This window comes from Paraburkholderia sp. CI2 (assembly GCF_014201055.1).
Classification (GTDB): Bacteria; Pseudomonadota; Gammaproteobacteria; order Burkholderiales; family Burkholderiaceae; genus Paraburkholderia; species Paraburkholderia tuberum.
Genome location: NZ_JACHDL010000011.1, coordinates 182,578 through 206,321 on the forward strand (window position 1 = coordinate 182,578; position 23,744 = coordinate 206,321).

The 23,744-nt window shown below is 61.7% G+C and carries 23 protein-coding genes and 1 pseudogene; 16 read left to right on the forward strand and 8 right to left on the reverse strand.

Translation table 11 applies throughout. The features are described 5' to 3' along the window. Positions 1 to 143: 143 nt before the first annotated feature. Positions 144 to 578: a MarR family winged helix-turn-helix transcriptional regulator gene (locus tag HDG32_RS17605; RefSeq protein WP_184069440.1), complete on the reverse strand. Its 435-nt coding sequence runs from the start codon at positions 576 to 578 to the stop codon at positions 144 to 146. Positions 579 to 1,052: 474 nt separating this feature from the next. Between HDG32_RS17605 and HDG32_RS17610 the strand changes: the two genes are divergently transcribed. Together HDG32_RS17610 and HDG32_RS17615 are read left to right on the forward strand one after the other, a co-directional pair. Further along, positions 1,053 to 2,987 carry a chloride channel protein gene (locus HDG32_RS17610; protein WP_184069362.1) on the forward strand — a complete coding sequence of 645 codons (1,935 nt, stop codon included), beginning with the start codon at positions 1,053 to 1,055 and terminating at the stop codon, positions 2,985 to 2,987. Continuing rightward, positions 2,971 to 3,225 (forward strand): hypothetical protein, encoded by a 255-nt coding sequence (locus tag HDG32_RS17615; protein ID WP_184069364.1) that lies wholly within the window; start codon positions 2,971 to 2,973, stop codon positions 3,223 to 3,225. The genes HDG32_RS17610 and HDG32_RS17615 overlap by 17 nt, the downstream gene beginning before the upstream one ends. A 28-nt stretch (positions 3,226 to 3,253) precedes the next feature. On the opposite strand, the gene pal is transcribed toward HDG32_RS17615, so the two are convergent. After that, entirely contained in the window at positions 3,254 to 3,754 is a 501-nt protein-coding gene (gene pal, locus HDG32_RS17620) for a peptidoglycan-associated lipoprotein Pal (RefSeq protein WP_184069367.1), read from the reverse strand. Positions 3,755 to 4,574: 820 nt separating this feature from the next. On the opposite strand from pal, the gene HDG32_RS36450 reads away from it, so the two are divergent. From HDG32_RS36450 to HDG32_RS17655, 7 genes are all read left to right on the forward strand, one after another. Further along, positions 4,575 to 4,976 (forward strand): chloride channel protein, encoded by a 402-nt coding sequence (locus HDG32_RS36450; RefSeq protein WP_260336504.1) that lies wholly within the window; start codon positions 4,575 to 4,577, stop codon positions 4,974 to 4,976. A gap of 449 nt (positions 4,977 to 5,425) precedes the next feature. Then, positions 5,426 to 6,682 (forward strand): ABC transporter substrate-binding protein, encoded by a 1,257-nt coding sequence (locus HDG32_RS17630; protein WP_184069369.1) that lies wholly within the window; start codon positions 5,426 to 5,428, stop codon positions 6,680 to 6,682. Between the two features lie 116 nt (positions 6,683 to 6,798). Further along, positions 6,799 to 7,668: a branched-chain amino acid ABC transporter permease gene (locus tag HDG32_RS17635; protein ID WP_184033934.1), complete on the forward strand. Its 870-nt coding sequence runs from the start codon at positions 6,799 to 6,801 to the stop codon at positions 7,666 to 7,668. A gap of 53 nt (positions 7,669 to 7,721) precedes the next feature. Continuing rightward, on the forward strand, positions 7,722 to 8,615 hold the full coding sequence (locus tag HDG32_RS17640) for a branched-chain amino acid ABC transporter permease (RefSeq protein ID WP_260330577.1): 894 nt from the start codon (positions 7,722 to 7,724) through the stop codon (positions 8,613 to 8,615). Continuing rightward, a complete protein-coding gene (locus tag HDG32_RS17645; protein ID WP_184069373.1) occupies positions 8,612 to 9,361 on the forward strand; it encodes an ABC transporter ATP-binding protein in 750 nt (249 codons plus the stop codon). Before HDG32_RS17640 ends, HDG32_RS17645 begins: the two co-directional genes overlap by 4 nt. After that, positions 9,358 to 10,086, forward strand: a complete 729-nt coding sequence (locus tag HDG32_RS17650; RefSeq protein WP_184069375.1) for an ABC transporter ATP-binding protein — start codon at positions 9,358 to 9,360, stop codon at positions 10,084 to 10,086. Before HDG32_RS17645 ends, HDG32_RS17650 begins: the two co-directional genes overlap by 4 nt. Before the next feature lie 245 nt (positions 10,087 to 10,331). Continuing rightward, entirely contained in the window at positions 10,332 to 11,933 is a 1,602-nt protein-coding gene (locus HDG32_RS17655; protein WP_184069377.1) for an APC family permease, read from the forward strand. Between the two features lie 377 nt (positions 11,934 to 12,310). Here HDG32_RS17655 and HDG32_RS17660 read toward each other — a convergent pair. After that, positions 12,311 to 12,446 (reverse strand): annotated as a pseudogene (locus tag HDG32_RS17660) (ubiquinol-cytochrome c reductase iron-sulfur subunit); the annotation flags it as partial. A 231-nt stretch (positions 12,447 to 12,677) separates the two neighbouring features. Between HDG32_RS17660 and HDG32_RS17665 the strand changes: the two are divergent. The 5 genes from HDG32_RS17665 (at position 12,678) to HDG32_RS17685 (ending at position 18,084) form a co-directional block, all read left to right on the forward strand. After that, positions 12,678 to 13,409 (forward strand): YfdX family protein, encoded by a 732-nt coding sequence (locus HDG32_RS17665; RefSeq protein ID WP_184069379.1) that lies wholly within the window; start codon positions 12,678 to 12,680, stop codon positions 13,407 to 13,409. A 373-nt stretch (positions 13,410 to 13,782) separates the two neighbouring features. Then, complete coding sequence (locus HDG32_RS17670; RefSeq protein ID WP_184069381.1) at positions 13,783 to 14,106, forward strand: DUF1840 domain-containing protein; 324 nt, start codon at positions 13,783 to 13,785, stop codon at positions 14,104 to 14,106. 723 nt (positions 14,107 to 14,829) lie between these two features. After that, positions 14,830 to 15,993, forward strand: coding sequence for an MFS transporter (locus tag HDG32_RS17675; RefSeq protein ID WP_184069383.1), 1,164 nt, complete (start codon positions 14,830 to 14,832; stop codon positions 15,991 to 15,993). A gap of 95 nt (positions 15,994 to 16,088) precedes the next feature. Beyond that, positions 16,089 to 17,381: a chloride channel protein gene (locus HDG32_RS17680; RefSeq protein ID WP_184069442.1), complete on the forward strand. Its 1,293-nt coding sequence runs from the start codon at positions 16,089 to 16,091 to the stop codon at positions 17,379 to 17,381. Positions 17,382 to 17,424: 43 nt separating this feature from the next. Next, positions 17,425 to 18,084: a hypothetical protein gene (locus tag HDG32_RS17685; RefSeq protein WP_184069385.1), complete on the forward strand. Its 660-nt coding sequence runs from the start codon at positions 17,425 to 17,427 to the stop codon at positions 18,082 to 18,084. Positions 18,085 to 18,541: 457 nt separating this feature from the next. On the opposite strand, the gene HDG32_RS17690 is transcribed toward HDG32_RS17685, so the two are convergent. Both HDG32_RS17690 and HDG32_RS17695 read right to left on the reverse strand, forming a co-directional pair. Beyond that, positions 18,542 to 18,766: a hypothetical protein gene (locus HDG32_RS17690; protein ID WP_184069448.1), complete on the reverse strand. Its 225-nt coding sequence runs from the start codon at positions 18,764 to 18,766 to the stop codon at positions 18,542 to 18,544. Between the two features lie 83 nt (positions 18,767 to 18,849). Continuing rightward, a complete protein-coding gene (locus HDG32_RS17695; RefSeq protein ID WP_184069387.1) occupies positions 18,850 to 19,755 on the reverse strand; it encodes an NmrA family NAD(P)-binding protein in 906 nt (301 codons plus the stop codon). 238 nt (positions 19,756 to 19,993) lie between these two features. Between HDG32_RS17695 and HDG32_RS17700 the strand changes: the two genes are divergently transcribed. Continuing rightward, positions 19,994 to 20,905 carry an AraC family transcriptional regulator gene (locus HDG32_RS17700; protein WP_184069389.1) on the forward strand — a complete coding sequence of 304 codons (912 nt, stop codon included), beginning with the start codon at positions 19,994 to 19,996 and terminating at the stop codon, positions 20,903 to 20,905. 31 nt (positions 20,906 to 20,936) lie between these two features. On the opposite strand, the gene HDG32_RS17705 is transcribed toward HDG32_RS17700, so the two are convergent. From HDG32_RS17705 to HDG32_RS17715, 3 genes are all read right to left on the reverse strand, one after another. Next, a complete protein-coding gene (locus HDG32_RS17705) occupies positions 20,937 to 21,788 on the reverse strand; it encodes an anti-sigma factor (RefSeq protein ID WP_184069391.1) in 852 nt (283 codons plus the stop codon). Next, positions 21,785 to 22,303: a sigma-70 family RNA polymerase sigma factor gene (locus tag HDG32_RS17710; protein ID WP_018421072.1), complete on the reverse strand. Its 519-nt coding sequence runs from the start codon at positions 22,301 to 22,303 to the stop codon at positions 21,785 to 21,787. Before HDG32_RS17710 ends, HDG32_RS17705 begins: the two co-directional genes overlap by 4 nt. A 160-nt stretch (positions 22,304 to 22,463) precedes the next feature. Next, positions 22,464 to 23,198, reverse strand: coding sequence for an anti-sigma factor (locus HDG32_RS17715; RefSeq protein WP_184069393.1), 735 nt, complete (start codon positions 23,196 to 23,198; stop codon positions 22,464 to 22,466). A gap of 166 nt (positions 23,199 to 23,364) precedes the next feature. Between HDG32_RS17715 and HDG32_RS17720 the strand changes: the two genes are divergently transcribed. Then, on the forward strand, positions 23,365 to 23,637 hold the full coding sequence (locus HDG32_RS17720; RefSeq protein ID WP_184069395.1) for a DUF4148 domain-containing protein: 273 nt from the start codon (positions 23,365 to 23,367) through the stop codon (positions 23,635 to 23,637). Positions 23,638 to 23,744 lie beyond the last annotated feature (107 nt).

The window sequence follows — 23,744 nt, forward strand, 5'->3', positions numbered from 1 at the left end:
CGAGGGTAATCACCCATTAGCCCAAGCGGTCTTGGATGTCTTGAGAATGGGTCGTACGGACACGGGCTAAAGGGCTGGCACGCGGAGATCGTCGCTGGCGCGCCGGCCGTCGACAAATGCTCATCCCTGGCGACGCTGCATGATCACCAATCCGGCGATTTGGCCGCTCCGCCAACCAGTGGTGTTTGTTGAACCTGAAACTGCCCCAGCGCCCAACCGAATGACTCGATTTCCCGCTTGTGCAGCATCGCGAGCTTCAACAGGGACCGCTCGCCTTTTTCCGTCAAATGGACCTGCACGAGTCGCCGGTCGGAAGCGTCGGGGCGACGCTCGACGAGCCCGGCGGCTTCGCAGCGGGACACGAGCGCCGCGGTGCCGTTGGGCGCTGCCTGCAACCGTTCAGCCAGTTCGCCGATACTGGCCCAGGAGCGGTCGGGAAATCCCCTGACGTGAAGGAGCATCTGATATTGCAGAGGCGTGACTCCTTCCGCGTGAGTAATTTCTTCCGAATACCGCAGGAACCTGCGTAACTGGTAACGGAATGCCGACATGGCTTCGAGATCCTGCTTGTTGGGCATGCCGACCCGGATGTGCGGTGATGTTTGCTTCACTTTGCTACCTGTCTCGTTCGGAACATGGACCAGGCGCCTGAAACCGGATTCTCTGCAGCCTTGCTGAAATCCTGTTGCTCTATCGCAAAGCGCACCGGCAATGCGGCGTGACGGGGTGACAGCGCAAAATCGTATCAGATGGATTGCGTGCCCGCGCCGGATCGAGATGCAGTGAGCGTTGGGTGTTCCGTATCGCCACGACCATCAAGGTTGGTGAACACGCGTTGATAGGACTATAGTGCATGGCACGGCATGACATGATTGCCGAGGCCTGTCTACCCGGTCGCACCGACCGATTCAGGCGGGCGGTGCGATGTTCGATCATCCCCCCCAAGACCGCTCGGCTTCTTTCTGCGTGGACCTTGTATTGCGTGCATGGGACCGCTCGAGGCTCCCGCGCCGAACGGTGACGCGGTGTTGTCATGCGAGGAGAGGCGGGATATGGCCCCCACGAAGCTCGACGGCAAGGAAGGAGATTCGGCGCCTCCTGAAAACGCCCAAGAAGTCGCGAAGCCGCTCGACCTCTATCGCATGAGCATGCTGGGGTTCTGCCTCGGGATCGTGACCGGTTTTGGCGCGGTCGTGTTCAGGTTGCTGATCGGCACTATCCATAATGCGGCGTTTCTCGGACGCCTTTCGCCGCTCTACGACGCGAGCCAGTTTACCCCGCCGTCGCCGTGGGGCGCATGGGTGATTCTCGTGCCGGTAGCAGGCGGCTTCGCGGTCACGTGGCTGGTAAGCCGCTTTGCACCGGAAGCAAAAGGGCATGGCGTGCCAGAAGTGATGGACGCGATCTATTTCGGGGGCGGCGTGATCCGTCCGGTCGTGGCGGTCGTCAAGTCGCTCGCATCGGCGATCGCGATCGGCACCGGTGCGGCGGTGGGCCGGGAAGGTCCGATCATCCAGATCGGTTCGGCACTGGGCTCGACGCTGGGTCAGTGGCTGCGGATGCCCGCCAGTCAGCGGATCATTCTCGTTGCGAGCGGCGCGGGGGCCGGCATTGCCGCGACGTTCAATACGCCGATCGGCGGCGTACTGTTCGCGACCGAGCTGATGATGCCGGAAATCAGCGTGGGGACTTTTCTGCCCGTCGCACTGGCAACGGGCACCGCCACGTTCGTGGGACGGCTGTTCTTTGGCGGAGCAGCGGCTTTCCTGGTTCCCCCTCAGCTCGGAGCGCTCGATAACCATCTCGCGAGCGGCTTCACGCTGCTGCTTTACGCGCTGCTCGGGGTCGTGGCCGGCGTGGCGGCCGCGTTGCTGATTCGCGTATTGCACTGGGCGGAGGACGCCTTCGAGCGCGTTCCGGGGCGTTTTGCGCGCCACGCGCTCGGCATGCTGTTCGTCGGCGCAATGATGTATCTGCTGATGCGCTACGCAGGCCACTACTACGTGGAAGGCGTGGGCTACGCAACGATCCAGGCGACGCTCAATGAACAGTTGCAAGGTGGCCTGTTCCTGCTGCTGCTTGCGCTGTGCAAGATCGCCGCGACGTCGGTTAGCCTCGGCTCCGGCTCGTCGGGCGGCGTGTTCTCGCCGTCGCTGTTCATCGGCGCGACGTTGGGCGCCGCGCTGGCGTCCCTGTTCCATCTGCTGGTGCCGGCCGCTCCGGTCAGCGTGCCTGCATTCGCGATGGTCGGCATGGGGGCGGTGGTCGCGGGCGGCACGGGTGCCGCGATGACGGCAGTGGCGATGATCTTCGAAATGACGCGCGATTACGACATCGTGCTGCCGATGATACTTGCGGTTGCGTTCAGCATCGGCACCCGCCGGCTCCTCTCGCGCGAGACGATCTACACGATGAAACTCGTCAGGCGCGGTCATGTCATTCCGGATGCGTTGCACGCCAATATGTTTCTCGTGCAGAACGCGGCGGCGATCATGGAGGCCGACATACTGGTGCTCGACGCGGACGTGCCGTTTCGCGATCTCCTCGATCGCATGGGCGTCGCGCCGTTCCGGCACATCGTCGTCACGAAGGCAGGCATGCTGTACGGCGTGCTGCGCATCAACACCGGCCTGCGCCGCGCGGTCAGCCATGACAATCCGACGGTCACGATCGGGCAGCTCGCGCATCGCAACTTCATCGTCGTGAAGCGATCCGATGCGGCGTTCGAAGTGATCAGCGAACTCCGGCAGCGCCGCGCGGTGATGGCGGTGGTCCTCGTCGATACCGCTGTCGATGGCGCGTTCGACGTGTCCGGCGTGATTGCGAAGGAGCATATTGCGGACGCCGTCGCGCGCAGTATCGATATTTTCCAGCCCCGGGCTCGCGCAAGGACCGCCACGTCGACGCAATCCGTGCGCGTCAACGACGCTTCGTATGCCGTGCACGGCAGGGGTCTCAAGGTGAGCGACCGTGAAGCTGAAAACTGAGTGGCGGACGTTGCGCGAGCGGCTCAAGGCCGCAGCGCACCTTGCGGATGCCGGGAGCACACGGGAAGACCGTTCGCCCGACGCAACCCCCGACCCGCGCGAGTGGGTGATCGTGTATCGCACCGAGCGCGGGTTCTGCTGCATGTACCGGGGCGAGCCGGTCGAATTCGACGAGATGCTGGACGTGCAGATATGGTCGGAGGAAGAGGACGTGCGGCTCTGGTACTTCGGGCTTTGAACTGGTCCGCGCGTCGTGCGCTGCGCAATTAGCGGTACACCAGGTCGGCGCGGCGATTCTGCGACCACGACGCCTCGTCGTGCCCCAGCGCCACCGGTTTTTCCTTGCCCAGGCTGACGGCTTCCAGTTGCGTCCCGGGCACGCCAAGCGTTTCCAGCTCACGCATGACGGCCTGCGAGCGCCGCTCGCCCAGGGCGAGATTGTATTCGGTGGTGCCGCGCTCGTCGGTGTTGCCCTGTATCAGCACATGCTGGGACGGATGCCGGCGCAGATAGTCCGCATGTGCCTGGAGTAGCGCCTGATAGTCATCCCTGACCGTATAGCTGTCGAAATCGAAATAGATGCTTCGCTTTGCAAGCGGACTGTTGGGATTGTTCAGTTCGTCGATCGTCGAGGGACCGGTACTGAGCGCCGACGCATTGGCAGCCTGGCCGCTCGATGTGACCGTTTGCGGCGTTTTCGTTTCCGAATGACATCCGGCGAGCAGCGCGAGCATCACGAACGTGAGCCGGATCGTGCATTTTTTCATTCTGTCTTCCAGAAAAGTGACGACGTGGAGCAGGACGGTACGTCGAGGGAAGCGACGTCTTGAAGTCTATGTGGCGTTTGCGTGGTGTGCCTCCGTATTTTCCCAGGCGATGCCGCCATCGGAGCAGCCGCCGTTATCTCGCGAAGGTCATCTGAATGAACTCCTGCCGTGTTCCCCCTTCCTGGTTTTACGAAAAAGGTGAAGGAGTCGCTTGAATAAATGTCACAACGTGCTTATCCTACGGGATAGTGGTGTGGGACCTGGCGTGCCGATATTGCATGTTATGGCGTATGGTCCGGCAGCAAGCCCACTCGTTTTCAGGCGACAGAAGGCGATTCCCCTCCGCCCAGCTTCACGGCTGGGCTTTTTTTGCGTTGATCCATATCTGACGTTGAAACCGTCTGCCACTTTCTTCCGCGTCCTGAACAGAAGAACGCTGCAACATGTTCGGCGGCTTTGGTTCCACTATGGAATCTTCTGGGTGAGCCCGTTGGTCACCGCTCTCGTCGCAGTGCTGGAAGCGCATCTGATTGACGCAGATCGTGACATATTACGGCGTACTACCACCGTCTACTGATGGCTGCCTCTGCTGCTCACGCCGGCTATCGGCGCAGCCGGAGTTTGGATCACAAGCCGGTTCATTCCCGGCGCGGAAGGCAGCGGCAATCCTCAGGTGATCGCCACGCTGTATGGTCGCGGCAGACTTGCGCCGCCGCTTTCGGGATCCTGATCGGCAAGATCGTGGCGTCATTCCTGCCCATTTTCGGCGGCATCATCCATCGGCCGCGGAGGGACGACGATCCACGTCGGCGCATCGCTGATGCTTAACCTGCGGCACTTCCATCCCGCGCGACTTCGGACCATCCGCGGCGTCGATCTCGAGCACAGGCTCGCGTTCGCCGGCGCCCCCACAGGCCTGTCGGCGGCGTTCAATGCGCCGCTTGTGAACGCGGTCTTTGCCATCAACGAATTGACCCGCAGCTTCGAGGCACGCATGAGCGGCGTGATCATTACGGCCATCGTTCTCCCCGGGGTCGTTTCGCTCAGTTTGCATGCTCAGTCTGCAGGGCAGCTACAACTACTTCGGCGCAATCGAAGTAGGCAATTACATGCCCGGTCTACTTGCCGTCGCGGTGCTGCTGATCAGCGTCATCTCCGGGTTGGCAAGGCCTTCGTGATTGTCATCGCGATGATCAATAGGGACGCACTGGTCATTCGCTGATGGCGACCGCGCTGATTGCCAGCCCAAACGCATTACGTGACGGCGTGTACGCCGCGTTGGCGCAATCTTTGACAACCGGATCGGTTGCGAGCGCGACCACTGCCGACGATGCTGCCAGATCTCCCAACACCCGGCGCGAGCATCGGAGTTGTTCCAGATGCCTCAATGGAGGAAGGGTTCTTCAGAGTGGAGGTTTTCCCGAGTCTCTTTCATGCGCATCCCGGGACATTTACTGAAGCGCTTTACCCGCGCACCGCGCCGGTGTGCGTTGAATCACCGCGATAGACCGGCTGGCACTCAGATGTTTCGTTACATCTCATGGAATTATGTCATATCGTGCACTAACATTTGATATGCGTTGGAAATCCGAAGCGTAGAAATCGGAACCAGCTTTCCCAGGAGGAGAGCGCGAGCATTGCTCGGACGTGTCCATTCTGTGGGAGACCGAAATGGGAAGACTATCGACCGCGGGCCGACGGCATCGCCGGCTCGTACTGAAGGCTGCTGCCGCAGCCGGAATTGCGCAGATCGGCGCACCCTTCATCATCAAGGCGCGCGGAGAGGTTCCAATCAAATTCGGGCTCGACGACCCGTTGACAGGTACGTACGCCGAACTCGGCAAGAACGAGCAAATGGGTTGCGAATACGCGATCGATCAGATCAATGCGCGCGGGGGCATATTGGGTCGTCCGGTTCAGCTCATCGTGGAGGATTCCACCAGCGCGGATACTGGCGCTGCTGTACAGAAGGCGCGCAAGCTGATCGAACGTGACAAGGTGGACTTCCTGCTTGGCAACGTCAACTCGGCTATGGCGCTTGCGATCGGGCAGGTTTCGAACGAATTGAAAACACTGCATATTGTGACGGGTGGGCATACCGACGCCGTGACCGGTACAGATTGTCACTGGAACGTCTTTCGGGTCTGCAATACGACGAGGATGGAAACCAACTCGGTATCGAAGGTCCTGTTCGACCGGTACGGAAAAAAATGGTTTTTCATCACCCCCGATTACGCATTTGGCCACACCTTGCAACTCGGCTTCGAGGCGAGCCTGAAGAAGTTCGGAGGGGTGGAGGCTGGAGCCGCGTTGGCGCCGCTTGGCACCACCGACTATTCGTCATATTTGATCAAGGCGCAGGCTGCCGATCCTGACGTCATCCTGTTTCTTACCGCAGGTCAGGATGCTGTCAATTCGCTTAAGCAGGCGGTGCAGTTCGGCCTTAACAAGCGTTTCCACATCGCCGGGGCGCAGCAGGAACTGGAGGTGCTCGAGGGCTTGCCGCCGGATGCGCGAATCGGTACGTGGGTATTCGAATGGTACTGGGACCAGCCCAACGTACCCCACGTAGCGGAGTACGTGGCCGGCATCCGTAAGAAGGCCGGGAGAGTGCCGACTGCCAGACACTGGTTCGGGCACGTCGCTGTCAATAGCGTTGCACTCGTCGCTAATCAGGAGAAGACGCTTGACGCAGTGAAACTGGCGCGGGCGCTCGAAGGCTTCAAGTTGCCGCCGGACGTAGGGCTGATGCCGGACACACCGTTCTATCGGGCCGGCAACCATCAGCTCATGCCGGATCTCTATGTGGGACATGCGGTAGCGCAGGGACCTAGACCTGATGATCTATTCCACGTCGATCAGCTGGTAAAGGGCATCGACGCGGCGCTGCCGGTCAGCGAAACCGGCTGCCATCTCACATGGGCATGACCGGTTCGGGAAGCCAGACAGGGGGCTGAGTGCCTAATGACGTCGCGCTGCCGCAACTGCCGCGCGACCGATGAGCCGGGACATCGGAAGCGGACGTCGGCAGCACAGGTAACGGTATGACGCAACTGATCCTGTTCAACGTATTCAACGGTATCGTCATTGGCGCGTTTTACGCGCTAATGGCGCTTGGCCTGTCGCTGATCCTGAATCTGAGCGGTGTCATCAACTTCGCGCACGGCGGATTCCTGGCAATTGGCGCTTACCTCGCCTACACGATCATGCCGTATGTCGGCTTTTGGGCGGCGCTTGTTATTGCACCCTTGCTGACGGCTGCTATCGGACTGCTGATCGAGCGGGTACTGATTCGCCCGCTGTATGGAAGAGATCCCCTATACAGTCTGCTGCTCACGTTCGGGCTCGCGTTTCTGCTGCAGGACGGTAGCCGCTATATCTGGGGGCCTCAGACATTGCCATACCAGATTCCGGACGCGCTGAACCAGCCATTGACGTCCTCGTTCTTCTTTCTAACGGGCTATCGTGTGTTCATGGTCGTACTGGTTGTGATCGTCGTGGCGGCGCTCTTCATGTTCCTGAAGTTCACTCGATCCGGCATTCGTATCCGCGCTGGTGTCGGAGACCTCGAAACGGTCGCGACACTGGGCGTGAATGTACGGTGGCTTCGCAGCATGAATTTCGGCCTCGGCATCTTTCTCGCGGGGCTGGCTGGCGTACTGGCAGCCGGCATGCTCGGACTGCAACCGACCATCGGTGATTCGCTCATCATGCCGAGTTTCGTTGCGATCATCGTCGGGGGACTGGGCAGCCTGCCGGGTACGCTGCTCGGCGGCATTCTCATTGGCGTCGCTTCTGGCCTGACTTCTGTCTTTTTCCCGTCCGCGACCGAAGCGGTGATTTACGTCCTGATGGGGCTAGTGCTGCTCGTACGTCCGCGCGGACTGCTGGGTGAGGAAGGGAGGGTCCAGTGAGATCATCACTGCAACTCGCGGGGAATGCGGCGGTCTGGCTGGCGCTCGCTGCCATGCCGTACTGGATCACCTGGCTCGGCGGCTATACGGCACTTGGTACACGCGTAGTAGTAATGGCATTGGCGGCGATGGCGCTCAATTTTCTACTCGGTTTTACTGGCGTGTTGTCGTTCGGTCACGCGGCATATTTTGGTCTCGGCGCGTATGGCGTTGGTATGACGATCCGTTATCTGGTGCCGAATACGCCGCTTGGTATCGTCATTGGGGTCGCGGCCGGCACGCTGGCGGCGGCGCTCATCGGCGCGCTGATTGTCAGGCTTCGGGGCGTCTATTTCGCGATGGCGACGATCGCATTCGGCCAGGTGTTCTACTTCGTCGCCTTTCGCTGGAACGCCGTGACTGGCGGCGACGATGGACTCTCCGGATGGCATCGCATGCCTCTCCACTTTGGCCAGCAGAGAATCGACATTCTTGGCAACAGCACCGTGTTTTACTATTTCGTTTTGCTTTGCTTTGCCGTGTCGGTTGGCGTCATGACTGCGCTGTTGCGCTCTCCGTTTGGCCGTACGCTTCTGGCGATACGCGAGAACGAAAAGCGGGCGCGCTTCCTCGGGCTGCCGGTGGAGCAGCATATCTGGCTGTCGTTCGTGATCTCCTGCTTTTTCGTGAGTTTTGCCGGTACCTTGTACGCGCTGCTCAATAACTTCGCCGATCCGCATGATCTGCGGTGGGACCAGTCAGGCGATTTTGTGATCATGGCCGTGCTGGGGGGAATGCGCTCGTTGTGGGGACCGCTGATCGGCGCGGCCGTCTTCGTGCTGGTTCAGGATTACATCTCCACACGGACTGAGAACTGGATGTCGTTTATCGGCCTGCTGTTCATCCTCGTCGTTCTGTTCTTTCCCCGTGGCGTGCTGGGCATCCGGACGGGCGGGGTGCGTTCATGAGCCTGCTCGTAGTCGATCACGTATCTCACCGGTTCGGCAATCTTCGCGCGGTTAGCGATGTTTGCCTGACTGTGGAAGCCGGTGAGCTTCGCGCGGTAATTGGGCCTAACGGTGCAGGAAAGACGACGTTCTTCAACCTGATCAGTGGGTTCTTTCCGCCTACGTCGGGGCGTATCGTGTTCGACGGACGCGACGTGACCCGGCTTGCGCCTCATCGCCGCGTTGCCATGGGAATGGCGCGGACTTTCCAGATTACGGAAGTTTTTCCTGAGTTGTCCGTTCGCGATAATCTGCGGATTCCGGTCGAACTTCGGGCCGGGCACAGGCTCTCGCCGTGGCTCTCGAGGGCGGCGCGCACGACCGTCAACCAGCGGCTGGAAGAATTGCTCGTGCTCGGCGGACTCGAGCAGCGTGCGCGCCGGTTGGTGGGTGAGCTGTCGCTTGGCGACCAGCGAGCCACGGAAATCATCATGTCGCTCGCACTCGAACCCAGGCTCCTGCTCCTCGACGAACCGACCGCGGGGATGGGAGATCAGGAAACCTACGACGTGACGCAACTGATACGACGCCTGCACCGCGATCGATCGCTGACGATGATTCTGATCGAGCACGACATGCGCGTCATCTTCCAGCTGGCACAGCGCATCATGGTGCTCGCCGAAGGCAGGATTCTGGCAGAAGGAACGCCCGAAGAAATCACCGGCAATCAAGCCGTGCAAGCAGCCTATCTGGGAACAGCAAAATGAGTGCCCTGGTTGCCGAGGGACTGCAGACCTGGTATGGCAAGAGCCACATTCTGCATGACGTATCGGTGGACGTTGACGACGGCCAGATTGTCGCCCTGGTAGGGCGCAACGGCGCCGGCAAGACGACAACCATGCGAAGCCTGATGGGATTGACCCGGCCACGCGCGGGAAGGGTGAACATTCTAGGCCGCGAAACGACCGGCTGGCCGCCAGACCGGGTCGCGTCGCTCGGTGTCGGATATGTGCCGGAGGGGAGGCGCATATTCGCGGGTCTCAGCGTGGAAGAAAATCTGCTTGTGCCCAACGGGCGCACCGGTCCTTGGACGATCGCACGTGTGTTTGAGCTTTTTCCCCGGTTACGCGAGCGTCGGAACAGCAAGGGCCGGCAACTCTCCGGAGGGGAGCAGGAAATGCTCGCGATCGCACGCGGCCTGCTGCTCAACCCACGCGTACTGCTTCTCGATGAGCCGTCTCAAGGTCTCGCACCGTTGATGGTGCAGGAAGTGTTTGAAGTTATCGTCAGAATGCGCGCCGAAGGCATGTCGGTGCTTCTGGTTGAGCAGAACGTTCGAGCGGCTGTCGAGATTGCCGACGCGGCTTGCGTGCTCGACGATGGTCGGGTCGTTTTTTCCGGATCCGCGCAAGAACTTGCGCGCGACGAAGCTCGTGTGCGTACTCTGGCCGGGGCCAGTGCGAGCGATTGGCGCATGCTCGACGATGCTTGAATCGCATGAAGCCATGCCACGAATCTGAAATGGCACAGTGTGAACTAACGCTCGTCGAAGCGCACAGGCATTTCCAAGCCCTTTAATTGTCGCTTCGGTTCACGGCGGGGATTTTATCGCCGTCTTTACGGTCGAAGCGTTCAGGGTGAGCCGTTCATGTATGACGGTGCGCGGATGCGCACCGCCTCTTTCGCGCAACGCCGGTTCAAAAACCGAACTTCGGGGCAGGCGCAAGGAGACCAGAAATGAGCACGATTTCCGACCTGACGCTATCGGGCAAACTGCGTCGCGATGCTGGGATAGTGGGGTTGCTGTTCGCAAGCACCACTAGCATGATTGGTTCAGGGTGGCTGTTCGGCGCCTACCATGCATCGAGAATAGCCGGTCCGTTGAGCATAGGCAGTTGGGCGCTTGGCGCTGTCATCATCATGCTGATTGCGCTATGTTTTGCGGAGCTTGCCGCCGTTTTTCCTCGTAGTGGGGCGCTGGTTCATATGAGCCACGCGAGCCATGGCGACGGACTTGGAAGGCTATGGTGCTGGCTGCTCTTCCTCGCCTATGTCCCGGTGCCTGCAGTCGAAGCCGAAGCAATCGTCACTTATGCAAGCAACTATCTGCCATGGCTAATCCGTCCTGGCTCCGCCGGGGTGCTGAGTTTGGCGGGCTTCTTCGTGTGCGCCGGTTTGCTCGGAATCACCGCGCTGCTGAATCTGATGGTGATCAGATGGCTGCTCAACGTCAATTCAACCATTACGTGGTGGAAAATTCTGGTGCCGATACTGACCATCGTCGGCTTGATGGCAGCGAGCACCCACTGGGATGTCGTGCGTGCGGCGCCTGACACCTACAAGCTCTCCGGCATGTTCACGGCACTTCCCGCAGCAGGTATCGTTTTCAGCTATTTGGGCTTCCGTACTGCGATCGACCTCGGTGGCGAAACGGCCAATCCACATCGCGACATTCCGCTAGCCGTGATTGGCTCGGTCGTGCTCGCTGCAGTGGTTTACATCATGTTGCAAGTGGCCTTTATCTGGGCGCTGTCGCCGGTCGATCTCACGCACGGATGGGCACACCTCAGCTTCAAGGGGGAAATGGGACCGTTCGCTGGACTTGCCGCGACGCTCGGGCTCGGCTGGATGGCGACGCTTCTATATATCGACGCCTATATATCGCCCGGCGGCACGGGGCTGATGTATGTAACCGGCGGATCGCGCGTCCTCTTTGCTACGGGCGAAATGGAGGCAGGTCCCCGCATGCTGACAAAGCTGAACCGCAACAAGGTGCCATGGCTGGCGGTTCTCGTGATGTGGGTGGTTGGCACCATTTTCCTGCTGCCGTTTCCTGCATGGCAGAAGATGGTCGACTACATTACGTCGGTTACGGTGCTGACATATGGTCTTGGTCCGGTCGCGTTGCTGGTGTTGCGCCGTAACCTTCCGGAACTGCATCGTCCATTTCGCATGTGGGCCGCGCCCGTGCTGGCGCCAGTCGCATTTATCTGCAGCAACCTCGTAATATATTGGACTGGCTTTGCAACGAACACCTTTCTGTTTGCGCTGGTGGCGATCGGTTTCGTACTCTACGCGGCGTATTACCACATCGTCTTGCGCAAAGCTGCGAAAGACTTCGGCTGGAACAACATTGCGTGGCTGTTGCCATGGTTTGGGGGCATCTGGTTATTGTCTTGGCTCGGCGGCATCGGTGGCGGACTCGGTGTGATCGGATTCGGTTGGGACATTCTTCTAGTGGCGCTCTGGAGCGTGATCGTGATGAGGCTCGCAATGCGCTGCGCGTTGGGCGTCGAGCAGACGCGAGCAATGATGGAGCGAATGGACGCGACGAGTTGACTGGCAACGCCATCGTTCAGCGAAGGAGGAGTCAACGGAAGCTCTATCCGTTAGCGGGGCGCTTGAAGGGACTACCCGAGTACCTGCCTGAACTGCAAGCCAGACTTCCAACGGTGAGATCTGGTCAGGGAGTCGCGCTCATGTAATGAGCGGGGATCGAGCAAGACTTGTCTAACCGGAAGCGAAGGGCAGAATGAGCGCCCTCTTCATGCATACCCCACCGTTGTCGAGCACGGCAGACCACCGCAGCAGAGGCGGCCAGCGTGCACACTCTCTTTGTTCGCCCTCCACGACAGTCGGACTCGGCGCCTCGGACGCGTGCGGTGGTTGGAACGCGATGCGCTGCAAGTAAGAAGGTTGTACGGGCTCATGCCTGACTATGCCTCGCCTTGTTCATCTTTCCCGATAGTAACGGTAGTGGGAAGACGCAAACATGTAGCGGGGCACATCAAGATTCTGGGGGGCGGGTTTGTCCCTGAACACACGGCCGGCCAGGTCATATGTCGAGCCGTGATGCGAACGCTAACTGGCGAGGTCCGGTTCTTCGCACTACCCAGTGCTGCCGCCTTGCGTCCGGATGGCTCCTTCTTAAGCGTCCTTTAAGCACCAAGGCCTAGCTTTAAAGCGTCAACTGTTCGAAGTTCAAGCCCTGTGAAAGTCTCGCATGCCATATGCGCCGCCGATGTGAGCGCGCAAGGCCGCATGGGACGTCTGGAACTGGACACTCGCTGAGGAGAATGAACCATGAAAAGGCATCAGGTTATCGCTGTCACGTGCGCGTTGCTCTCCGCCGCCTATTGTGGTGCGACCGTGCAGGCCGCCGAGTCCCCGCGGGCCGTCGCGTCGGACATGGGCAAAGTCTCGGGGAAAGGAAACGAGGCCTTCCAGCAGATCGAACTTGCGCGACTCGCAATCTTCAACGGTAACGGTTCGGAGGCCGCCACGCTTGTAAAAGCCGCCCAGAAATCACTGCAGGAAGCGCAGGCTGACAATACTGCTTTTACCAAGGCTGAAAAAGTCTTGAAACTTCCGCCCACGGCTTCCAGCGCGCCGCATGTCCAAGCGGACGTCGCTCGCGCTTCGCAGGAACTGATGTGGCTTCCAGTTGGCGCTGACGTAACTATCACCGACAATCTCGCCCAGTCTTCCGAGAAATCCAAAGCGGTGGCATCCGCGAATGAGCACATCAAGCAAGGTCAGCGGGATCAGGCGCTCAACGCCCTGAAGGTCGCGAATATCAACGTTGCCTACACCATGGAACTCGTTCCGCTAAAACTGGTGATCGCGGACGTCAATGACGCTGCGAGGCTGATCTCTCATCACCAGTACTATCAGGCAAATGACGTCCTCCGGCAGGCGGTGGCGAGCGTGCGGTATGGCTGGGTCGACCTGGACGCCATTCCTCAGCACGCACAAACCGCACAAATGGCTTCGAAGCCTGCCGAGCATCCCGCCTCGTCCGCGAGCGCACGATGAATCTGTCCGCGATGCCAAAGCGTCCCTGGCGGTACAGAGGGACAATTTAGCGTTAGCTTATTCTGAAGGGGCATCACGCCCCCAAAGAGCAGTCGATCATGGCATTTATTGCCTCCGCTTATGCCACAACAACGAGCGTCGTGCGCAGCTAATGAGCGCTGCCCGCGAGTTAGATTCATGTCGTCCTGCCTGTTCGCCGGTAGGGTATGGTCCCCGCATCTGATCTTTATATAGCACAATGTGCTACATTGGCCTCCACTTTGGATATCGGGATTCGCGCAAGCCTCGTTGCTGGTTATAAGCGTCGATTGCATCAGGCGGCCGTCTCGGCGGCCGTCGCAACGGCACAGTTGTCCTTCGCGGAGAGGTCTGTATGCTTGCTACGTTCAAGTGCCGTTCAACTCCGGACGTCGTCATGCTGCGGAACCTCGCGGAATATCTCCTCGCAGCCATTGGTAAGCAAGTCGCCACTCGTGGCGTCATCAGCCACGACGAACTGGGTACGGTGATAACGCGACTTGAACGCGCTATCGAAGATCAGGCACGCACTGAATTAGCCCTCAACGTCCTCCATCACGTGCCGAACGACCATAGTTCAAACAGTGCGGCCGCGACCGTCGAACATCGCGCCTGGCCATTGCTCGACATGATGCGCGAGGCCCATCGCCATGGCGACGATATTCTCTGGGGTATTTAGACCGTTGGAGCGCTGCGACGCAGGCGCATGTCTTCGTTATCGCGAGACAGCGCCGATGCCGTTGTCAGCGCAAGGGCGTTCCAGGGGATAGACGCGATAAGTCTGCAGATGCGACCTGACGTTCAAAGGATCATCGTCGCCACGCGCATCGAACCCGGCGCCGACGCATCATTTATTAGCGACCTGCCGCATCGGACCAATAATTCTCGACATGTCGCGAAGCTAGATGATTGCGATCCGACGTAATCTGCGCGAGCGGTAAATCGCGCGTGCCCTTCGTCGTGCGGCCGTAGGACGAGAGGTCTGGCCGCATCCGAACCGCTTCCGGGAGCGGGAGCCCTCGCGGCGCTCAGGGTTCCAATGACCGTCTGGGGATCGTTGAAGGCCGCATAAAAGAGCGCGCGGTCCCAGATCACCAGGGTCTCAAGCAGCACGCCGGCGGCGGTGCCGCGCGCGACGCGAGCGAGGGCTCACGGGCCGGGTTTTAAGTTTCGTTTAAGTTTTCGCGTCTAAATTCCGACAAATGTCATGTCGTGCCATAATATTGCGCCAGGCTTTCAGCGGGTGCGCCGCGGAATCGCGTGACTTCGACGTGTCCTCAGCTTGCCGGTCAAGCACGTCCGACTGCAGCATCGGCAGCTATCTTCACCCAGCGACTGCTGGGTTTTTTTTTGATTACACGATATGAGCGCAACTTCCACATCGGCCACTTCCCGCTCGCGCATGAGTGCGCTCGAGCTGCGAGCGACGCTGTCGCTCGCAGCGATCTTTGCACTGCGCATGCTCGGTCTCTTCATGATCATGCCGGTGTTTTCGGTGTATGCGAAAACCATTCCCGGCGGCGACAATCTCCTGCTGGTCGGCATCGCGCTGGGGGCGTACGGCGTCACTCAATCGCTTTTCTATATCTTTTACGGCTGGGTTTCCGACAAGGTTGGCCGCAAGCCAGTTATCGCGACGGGTCTCGTAATATTTGCGATCGGCAGCTTCGTCGCCGCGGGGGCGCACGATATTGTGTGGATAATCGTCGGTCGCGTGATCCAGGGAATGGGCGCCGTTTCCTCCGCGGTGCTCGCTTTTATTGCCGACCTCACTACCGAGCAGCACCGCACAAAAGCAATGGCGATGGTGGGTGCCTCGATCGGCATTTCTTTTGCGGTGGCGATCGTGGGTGCGCCTCTGGTGTTCCACTGGCTCGGGATGAGCGGCCTGTTCTCGCTGGTCGGCGCGCTCTCGATTCTCGCGGTGGGCGTGGTGATCTGGGTCGTGCCGGATTCGCCGAACCGGCCCGTCCACTTGCGGGCGCCATTTGCCGAAGTGCTCCACAACGTCGAGCTGCTGCGCCTGAACTTCGGCGTGCTCGTACTGCACGCCACGCAAACGGCGCTGTTCCTTGTGGTGCCTCGCCTGCTCGTCGACGCAGGGCTGCCGGTCTCGTTGCACTGGAAGGTCTATCTGCCGGTCATGGGTATTGCATTCGTCATGATGGTGCCGGCCATCATTGCCGCGGAGAAGCGGGGGAAAATGAAGGCCGTGGTCGTTTCTGCAGTCGGTCTGATCCTCATTGGCCAGCTATTGCTTGGCTCGCTCCAACATACACTCGTTATCGTGCCCGCCGTGCTGTTCGTGTATTTCCTCGGCTTTAACATCCTCGAAGCGTCGCAGCCCTCGCTCGTCTCGAAGCTCGCGCCGGGCGATCGGAAGGGTGCGGCCACGGGCGTGTACAACACCACGCAGTCGATCGGCCTTGCCCTCGGCGGCGTGGTTGGCGGCTGGCTTCTAAAACACAATGGCGCGAACGCGGTGTTTTACGCGTGCTCCGGGCTCGTATTGTGCTGGCTCGCAATCGCGTTCAATATGAAGGTTCCGTCACCGCGGAAAGTCTGAGTCGCGCTTCCGGCGCGAAATGCAGCGGGTGAGGGCGTCGCCGGAAAAAACCCAGAAGAAAAACAGGGGAACAGATCGTGCGCATTCTCGCGCTGATGGACCGTCGAAAGCTGCAGCGCATCAACCGGTTATGGCTCCACTATGGCGTGTTCTGGTTGGGGGCGATCGCCGTAGGCCTGGTCGCGGTGCTTTACGCGAAGCTGATCGATTTCGGCTACGCTGTGTTCCTTCGCTATGCGGCTGACCGGTTCTGGCTGCCTCTGATTGTGGCGCCCGCAACAGGCGCCGTTACGGTGTGGCTTACACGGCGCTTCTTTGACGGTTCCGAGGGCAGCGGTATCCCCCAGGTGATCGCCATGCTGCACGGGCCGAACGAACTCGGGCCACGGCTGCTCACACTGCGTATTCTCGTTGGGAAGATTCTGGTCTCGTTCCTGGCCCTGCTCGGTGGCTTTACCATCGGCCGCGAAGGTCCGACCATTCATGTTGGCGCCGCCCTGATGTTCAGCCTGAGGCGCTTTTACCCGAGGCGTTTTCTGGCGATCCGGCCGGGCGTGCTGGAGCGCAGACTCGCGCTCGCGGGTGCGGCCGCCGGTTTGTCGGCGGCGTTCAATGCTCCGCTCGCAGGCGTGGTGTTCGCCATTGAGGAACTCATGCGCAGCTTCGAGGAGCGCGCGAGCGGCGTGCTGATCACGGCAATCATCTTCGCTGGCGTCGTTTCACTTGGGCTTCAGGGAAACTATGTATATTTCGGCACGATCGATATCGGGTCGGGATTGCCCCGATGGATCAGCCTCGCCGTGGTGCTGATCGGTGTCCTTGCGGGCGCGCTAGGGGGATGCTTCTGCTGGCTGTTGCTCAACACGAAGCGCTGGATGCCCGAAGTTCTGCTCGAACTGCGCGTGAAGCGGCCTGTGCTATTCGGCGCGCTATGCGGCCTGGTCATTGCGGTCGTCGGCGTGAGCGCAAATGGCCATACATTTGGCAGCGGCTATGCCGAAGCGCGGAGCATGCTGGAAGGCAGCGCGCATGTCAGCGCGGCATACCCGCTCCTGAAGATGGTCTCGATGGTGGGATCGTATCTGCCAGGCGCGCCCGGAGGCCTGTTCGCCCCGTCGCTCGCGATCGGGGCTGGCATCGGCAACACGGTTCACATGGCGTTCTCGCAGATCCAGCTTCCGATGCTCATCGCGCTCGGCATGGTCGGCTATCTGGCGGCGGTCACCCAGAGCCCAATCACGGCGTTCGTGATCGTCATCGAGATGATCAACGGGCACGCGCTCGTTATCTCGCTGATGGCCACGGCGCTCATCGCGAGTCGCGTCTCGCGCTTGTTTGCGCCACCGCTGTACGAGGCGCTCTCGGAGCGTTATCTGCGCAAGCCGTGAGGCAAAGGCGACGGTAGGTCGAACAGACATCGACGGAGTTCATATGGGGATCGCAGACAGAATCGAAAAGCGTCTATTGGGCATGGCGCGCGTGCTATGTCTCATCGCGCTAGTTGGCGCCATCCTGGCGATGATCGCATTAATGTTTGCGCTTGGCGTTCCGAGGACGGCAGCTGTTATCACAGATCCGCCCGTCAGCGCGAGCGAGGTACTCTCTTCGATAGCGGGTTCGGAGGCGGCCAATGACGGTCTGAAGATCGGCAGCGCGAACGGCAACGCCATGGCGGATGTCGCTGGCGCCGCGGGATTAACTATCCCCGCTCCGCTTAATGCCCTGTTGAACCAGAATAATGCAAGCCAACCGCTGCTCAAGGCGTGGCTCGAGCGTATTCCCCAAGCCGACCGACAGCAGTTCCTGGATGAACTGTCCGACGTTGTTGCGGCTGCCGGGCAGCACGCTGCTACGTGGGAATGGGACAACCGCGAGCGGTATGTCGCAGCGGCCATGGATCAGTATGCCCGTGTCAAGATTGGGCGGATTGATGCGGCCCAAAGCGCCGTTCAGGCGGCAGAGGGCAAAAACGTTCAGTTCGGTTCGTCGCTGGGAATTCTTCTCGCGTTGACAGGTTTCCTGACTTTGCTGCTACTGCTCACAGCGATCGAACGCAATACGCGTAATAGCGCGGTGAAAAGACAGGAATGACCTGGCGCGACTTGAGATGGGATGCCGATGTAAGGTGTTTTCTGTTGCACCAGCTGTTCTGAACCGGCGCCGGCGCGAACCGAAGCTTGCCGGCGGAATGTCACAGCAGACCGATCGTAGCTAGCGCGGCTACGTAGCGGCGCTGCATTAAGACCTCAGCTCGTGGTTGTACCTTAAAAGTCGTCGTTGTGGTCAGAGAAGCTCGAACCCTGGTTCAGGGTTGATCGCGTTGAAAAAGGCCGTGACCCGACTGTATCGCTGACAGTATCAACCTCTCAGTGGTCCGGCGTAAGCGTTGGCGTAGGGTTGTACGAGAAGGCTCGCCCGCGTCACCATTTCGACGAGAACGAGTAAACCGGCTCGATAAGCGGGTTGGTGGCGGCTTGCGGCGCGGTGCTTGCCACCAGGCCGGCACCGTCAGCGCCGCTTGACCCGCCCGCGGCTCATGACTGAGAAGCTAGAACACGCCGAAATCGTCATTGCTGTTGGGAAGCGCCACGAGCAGGTTGGCAAGCGCACGCCAGCCCATGAAGCTCGATAGCCTTATCGCTATGCGCAGCCAGCGCTCGGCGCGTGAGCTCGGGTGCGTTGACGGTGTTGACGCTACGCACTGCATCCGTCGCAGTGCATTTTTCGTTGATCTGGCGTCGATCGATGCGCGAAGCAACGGGCAGGTCTGCATGCTATCTCTCCAGTGTTGAACGCCTTCGACGCTGTTCGCGCCGCGCCGCGCCACGCCGTCCGCTTGCCCTACATCCACGCGGATCACCGCGCCGCCGCTGCCGTACCGGCCACGCCCGATAGCAGCGCCCTCAACACCTGTCGCAACGTGGTGGCGCCGAAGCGTCGCTCGCTGATATTCGCCTCGACGTCGATGCGTCCAGCGTTGTGCGCGTCGTACAGATCGACGATCAGTTGGGCGTGCCGCTCGCCGAGCCCGGCGCCGCGCAGCACGGCACTCCATTCGTCGCGCGGCACCCGGTGGGCGATAACCGGCCGCCCGGACAGTTCCGCCAAGGTACGCGCGACGTCGAGCGCGCTTACCCGCTCTTTCCCTTCGATACTGACCACCCGTGGCGTCGCGCGCGAAGGCCCTTCATCGAGCAGCAACTGCGCGGCAAGCTCGCCGACGTCCTGCGCCGCGACGGTCGGAAACAGCTTGTCGAGCGGATCATGCAGACTCGGCAGCGCGCCCCGGCCGAGCGCGACCGGCAGCACGCGTGCCCAGTTCTGCATGTGCTCGGCGGCGCGCAACAAGATCAGCGACGACGCGACGGTGCGCAACTGCGTTTCGAGGCAGTGGAACAGCGTCGTGATGCCGGTGCCATCCGCGTGCTCGGCGCCATAGTCGGACAGCGCGAGGAGCCGCGGTGGCGCGCTCAAGCGCAAAGCCGCGACGCCCGCGTCGATGATGCGCCGCATGGCGGCCGCGGGATCGTCATGCGCTCGCGGCACCGGACAGAGCCATTGCACTGCCTGCGCGCCGTCGATCGCGCGCGCGACCAGCTGTGCGTCGTTCAGGTCGGCGATCGCGATCTCGCAGCCGATTGCCGCGAGCGCTTCGGCTTGCGTGGCGTCGCGCACCACCGCGCGTACCTGGTGGCCCGCGCGACGCAAGGCGGTTGCGCTCGCGTGTCCCACGTGACCGGTCGCTCCGAAAATGACGAACACGTTGTGCTCCTTTTGAGGATCGCTATGACGTGATGGTAGGGACGCGGTGCTCGCGAGGCGCTCAGATCTGGATGACTTTGCGCAGATCTGGATGATTTTTTACGCCGATGCCGCGCAGGTCGCGCGAGTCGCGTTGGCTGTTCGCGAGCTACGAAATTCCGTCACGCCGGCGAACCTGCCAAAAGCGCCGCACAATGCAGGCATCTCGCGGTCATTCAGCTCACTCAGGAGACAAGCGATGAACGCCGTCACCCCGATTCCCGCGCCTGCGCCGCACAGCGGCTCGCGCATCGCCGTGCGCACGAGCACGGCGCTTGGCTGGCAAGGCTTCGGTGCGGAGCTGGTCAACGTGTCGGCCGGTTTGCATCGGATGCCCGCGTTTCGCCATCATCGCGTGGGCGTGCACGTTGGTGCGCCGGTGACTGCGCGCTGTCTGTGCGATGCGCGCCGCCATACGCGGATTCAGGCGCACGGCGACGCCGACGTGATCCCCGCGGGGCTCGAAGGTCAGTGGAACGATGACGCCGCCTGCACGATTTTCAGCGTCTGGTTTGCCGAGGACTTCGCGCGACGGACCGTCGAGCAACTCGCGTTGAACTCGGCCGACGCGCAGCTGCGCCCGCGCTTCCAGATGCGCGATCCGCGCTTTCAGCATCTCGCCTGGGCGCTGCGCGCGGAGCTCGAAGCGGACGATGCGTCCGATCCGCTCTACGCCGAAAGTCTGTGTACGGCGATGCTGGTGCGTCTGATCGGCGTCGAACCCATGCCGGGCAACCGGCGGCGTACGCTCGCGCCGCGCACGGCCGCACGTATGATCGAGTTTATCGACGCGCATCTCGATCAGCGTCTGACGCTCGACGAGCTCGCCGCGCAGGCGCAACTGAGCGTGCCGCATTTCAAGGCGCTGTTTCGCGACACGCTCGGTGTGCCCGTGCATCAGTACGTGGTACAGCGCAGGGTCGAGCGCGCGCGAACGCTGCTGCTGCAAGGACGCCTCAGCGCAAGCCAGATCGCGCTCGAAACGGGCTTTGCGCATCAGAGCCATATGGCGCACTGGATGTCGCGTTTGCTCGGTGCAACGCCGCGTGAACTGCGCGGCGCCGCGCGCGATGACACGGCCATGTCGGGGCAGGAGAGGACACGACGTTGATGCGCGAACCGCGGCGCGGAACCCATCCGCTTCAACCGGGCGCGGCCCCCGTCAACTGCGCATAGACATCATGCGCGAGCTGCAGCAGCTCCTTGCGATCGATCCCACCCGACACCGCATAGCCAAAATCGCCGTCGACCCAATAGAACACGTTGACGGGCCCCGCCTGATACAGCTTGAACGCGGTCGTATTCGCGTTCTCGCGACGATGCGCGATGCACAGCGTGACGCGCTCGCCGTTCGGTCCGCGATACATGAACTGCGCGGTCGGACCGTCGTCGCCGGGCAGCAGGCGGCCGCCTGACAGCATGAATCCGCTCTTCGACAGCATCGGCGGATGGACCTCGGTGCCGAGCCGGTTCGCGAGCCATTGCACGAAGTCCTGCTCGCGATCGGCGCTCATGTCGCCCGGCCGGTCGATCGCCGGCATGTAGACGACGTGCGCGAGCGCCGCCTGGCGCGCGAAGCCCTCGGCGCTGTCCGCGCTGACCGGACGATTTCCGGCTTGCGCTTCGGCCCCTGGGTCGGTTCGATCGATCGCAACCGGTGGAATCAGATCGTTCCTGTGCATGCCGATGCCCACGCCGAGCACGAGCGCCGCGGCCATGCCCGCGAACTGCGCGGCAAAACGCGGCCAGTTCGCGGCCGCTCGCGCGCGGCGCGGCACACCGGTCTGCAGACGCTTCGGCACGGGCTCGCTGAGCACGCGGTCGTAGCGCTCGTGAAGCAGACCATTGAGCGAAAAGTAATCGCTGACGCGCGCGGCCAGCTCCGGATTCTGTTCGAGCGCGCGCTCCACCTCGTCGCGCCGCTCGCCGGACAGCGTGCCGTCCACGTATGCGTGCAAGTCTTCTTCGCCGATCGGCATTTGCGGCTCGCTCATCGCACCACCTGTAATTTCGCACCGGGCTGGGCGCCCGCCATCAAAGCCCGCAGCCGTTCGCGTCCGCGCGAGAGCCGCGACATCACCGTGCCGATCGGAACGTTCAGCGCGAGCGCGACATCGGCATAGCTCATCTCCTCGAGACCGACCAGCAGCACCACCTCGCGCTGTTCGACCGGCAGCCGCTGCAACGCGTAGTCGAGGTCGCGCATTTCGAGCGAACGCGTCTGGCCCGACGGCACCGCGAGCTCGCTTTCGGCGATGCTGTCGTCGTCGACCGCGACGTGGACCGCGCGTGCCGACGCCTTGCGCGCCTGATTCGCGAAGACGTTGTGCATGATCGTGAACAGCCACGCGCGCAGATCGGTGCCCGGCTGGAACAGACGGGTGCGGCCGAGCGCGCGCTCGAGCGTGTCCTGCACGAGGTCGTCGGCGAGCTCCCGATTGTTGATCAGCGCCCGCGCATAGCGCCGCAGACGCGGCACGTGCTCGATCAGCTCGTCACGGACATCCATGGTTGCTCCCGGTCCCAAGGGGCGTGGGGGTGGCATCGGCTTCACTCGCGTCGGTATCGATACGCGCCGGGCCGGTCGCGGAGGCTTCCGTCGCACGATGCGTTCGAACTGCAAACACCTGTCAGCGCATTTTATTCCGCGAGGGCCGCGTGCACCGGCGTCAGCGCGCGCTCATCACGTCGGCGGCGCGCATCAGGCCGTGGGTGCGCGCATTGCCCGCGACGACGAAACGCTGCCGCTGCGCGGTCCACGTCAACAGCCGCAGCTCGCCGATGCGGCGCGCGGCCCACTGCGGCTCTTCCCGCGCAAACGGCGCCGCGGCCGACAGCACGACCACCGGTTGCTGATCGCCGTTCAGATAGACGAGTTCGTCCGCGCGCTGCAATGGCCCGAGCCGCAGCACGCGTTGCTCGACGAGGCGCAGGCCGATCGCGCCGAGATCCGGCGCGGCTGGATCGACGCGCGTCGGCGATGCCGAGGAAAAGGGCCGTGCGGTGGCTTCGGCGAGCGCCATCACGGCGGCATTATCGAGCGCTCGTGCCGACACCTGAGTCGCCAGGAGCCAACCGCTGATGGCGCTCAGCATCAGCGCGAGCGCGACGAGCGCGACGAGCGCGACGAGCGTTCGGCGTACGCGACCACCCGGTTGCGGGCGCATGCGCAGCGGGCGCGATCCGCCGAGGTGCCCAGGCGCGGGCTCCTCGGCGGTCTGAAACGTGGCCTGGATCTGTGCGTTCAAGCGGTCGTAAAAGGCGACACGCCGTGCTTCCGCCGGATGCTTGCCGAGATAGTCGCGCAGCGACGCGGCGCGCTCGGGCGTCAGCGTGCCGTCCGCATAGGCCTGGATGTCGTCTTCGGAGGGCGGAGCGCCGGAGGGGCGGTGAGTCGAGGTCATGATGATGCGCGGTCTTGATTGCTGCTATCGGATGGCAAACACGGCGGCGGGGACATTTATTCCCCGCGCCGGCGATGTTTTTTTCACGCCGCGAATACAGGAATAAACGCTGCCCACCCGTGGTTCTCCCTGGTGCGAACCCGCACAACTCTCCAAGGAGTCGATCATGAAAAAGTTTTCGTTCGTTGCTTTGTCGTTCGTCGTTCTCGCCGCTTCGTCGAGCGCGTTTGCGCAGGGCAAGACACGCGCTCAGGTGTACCAGGAACTGATCGAGGCGCAGCAGAACGGTCTCGACTACATCACCGACGCGTCGTATCCCGATGTCAGTCCCGTGTTCGCACGTCAGGTCGAGCAGCGCAAGCAGGCGCTCGCCGCGCAAGCGGCGCTCGCCGCGAGCCACGTCGCGAACTCGGGAGCGCCGGCCGTTGGCACCCATTGAAGCAGCATCGGCCACTGGCGCGCGAATGGGTTTGAATGTGCGCGCCAGGGCCGGATGGAATAGACCGTAGCGAGGCGTGTTCGCCCGTACGTTGGTCGATGAGTCGA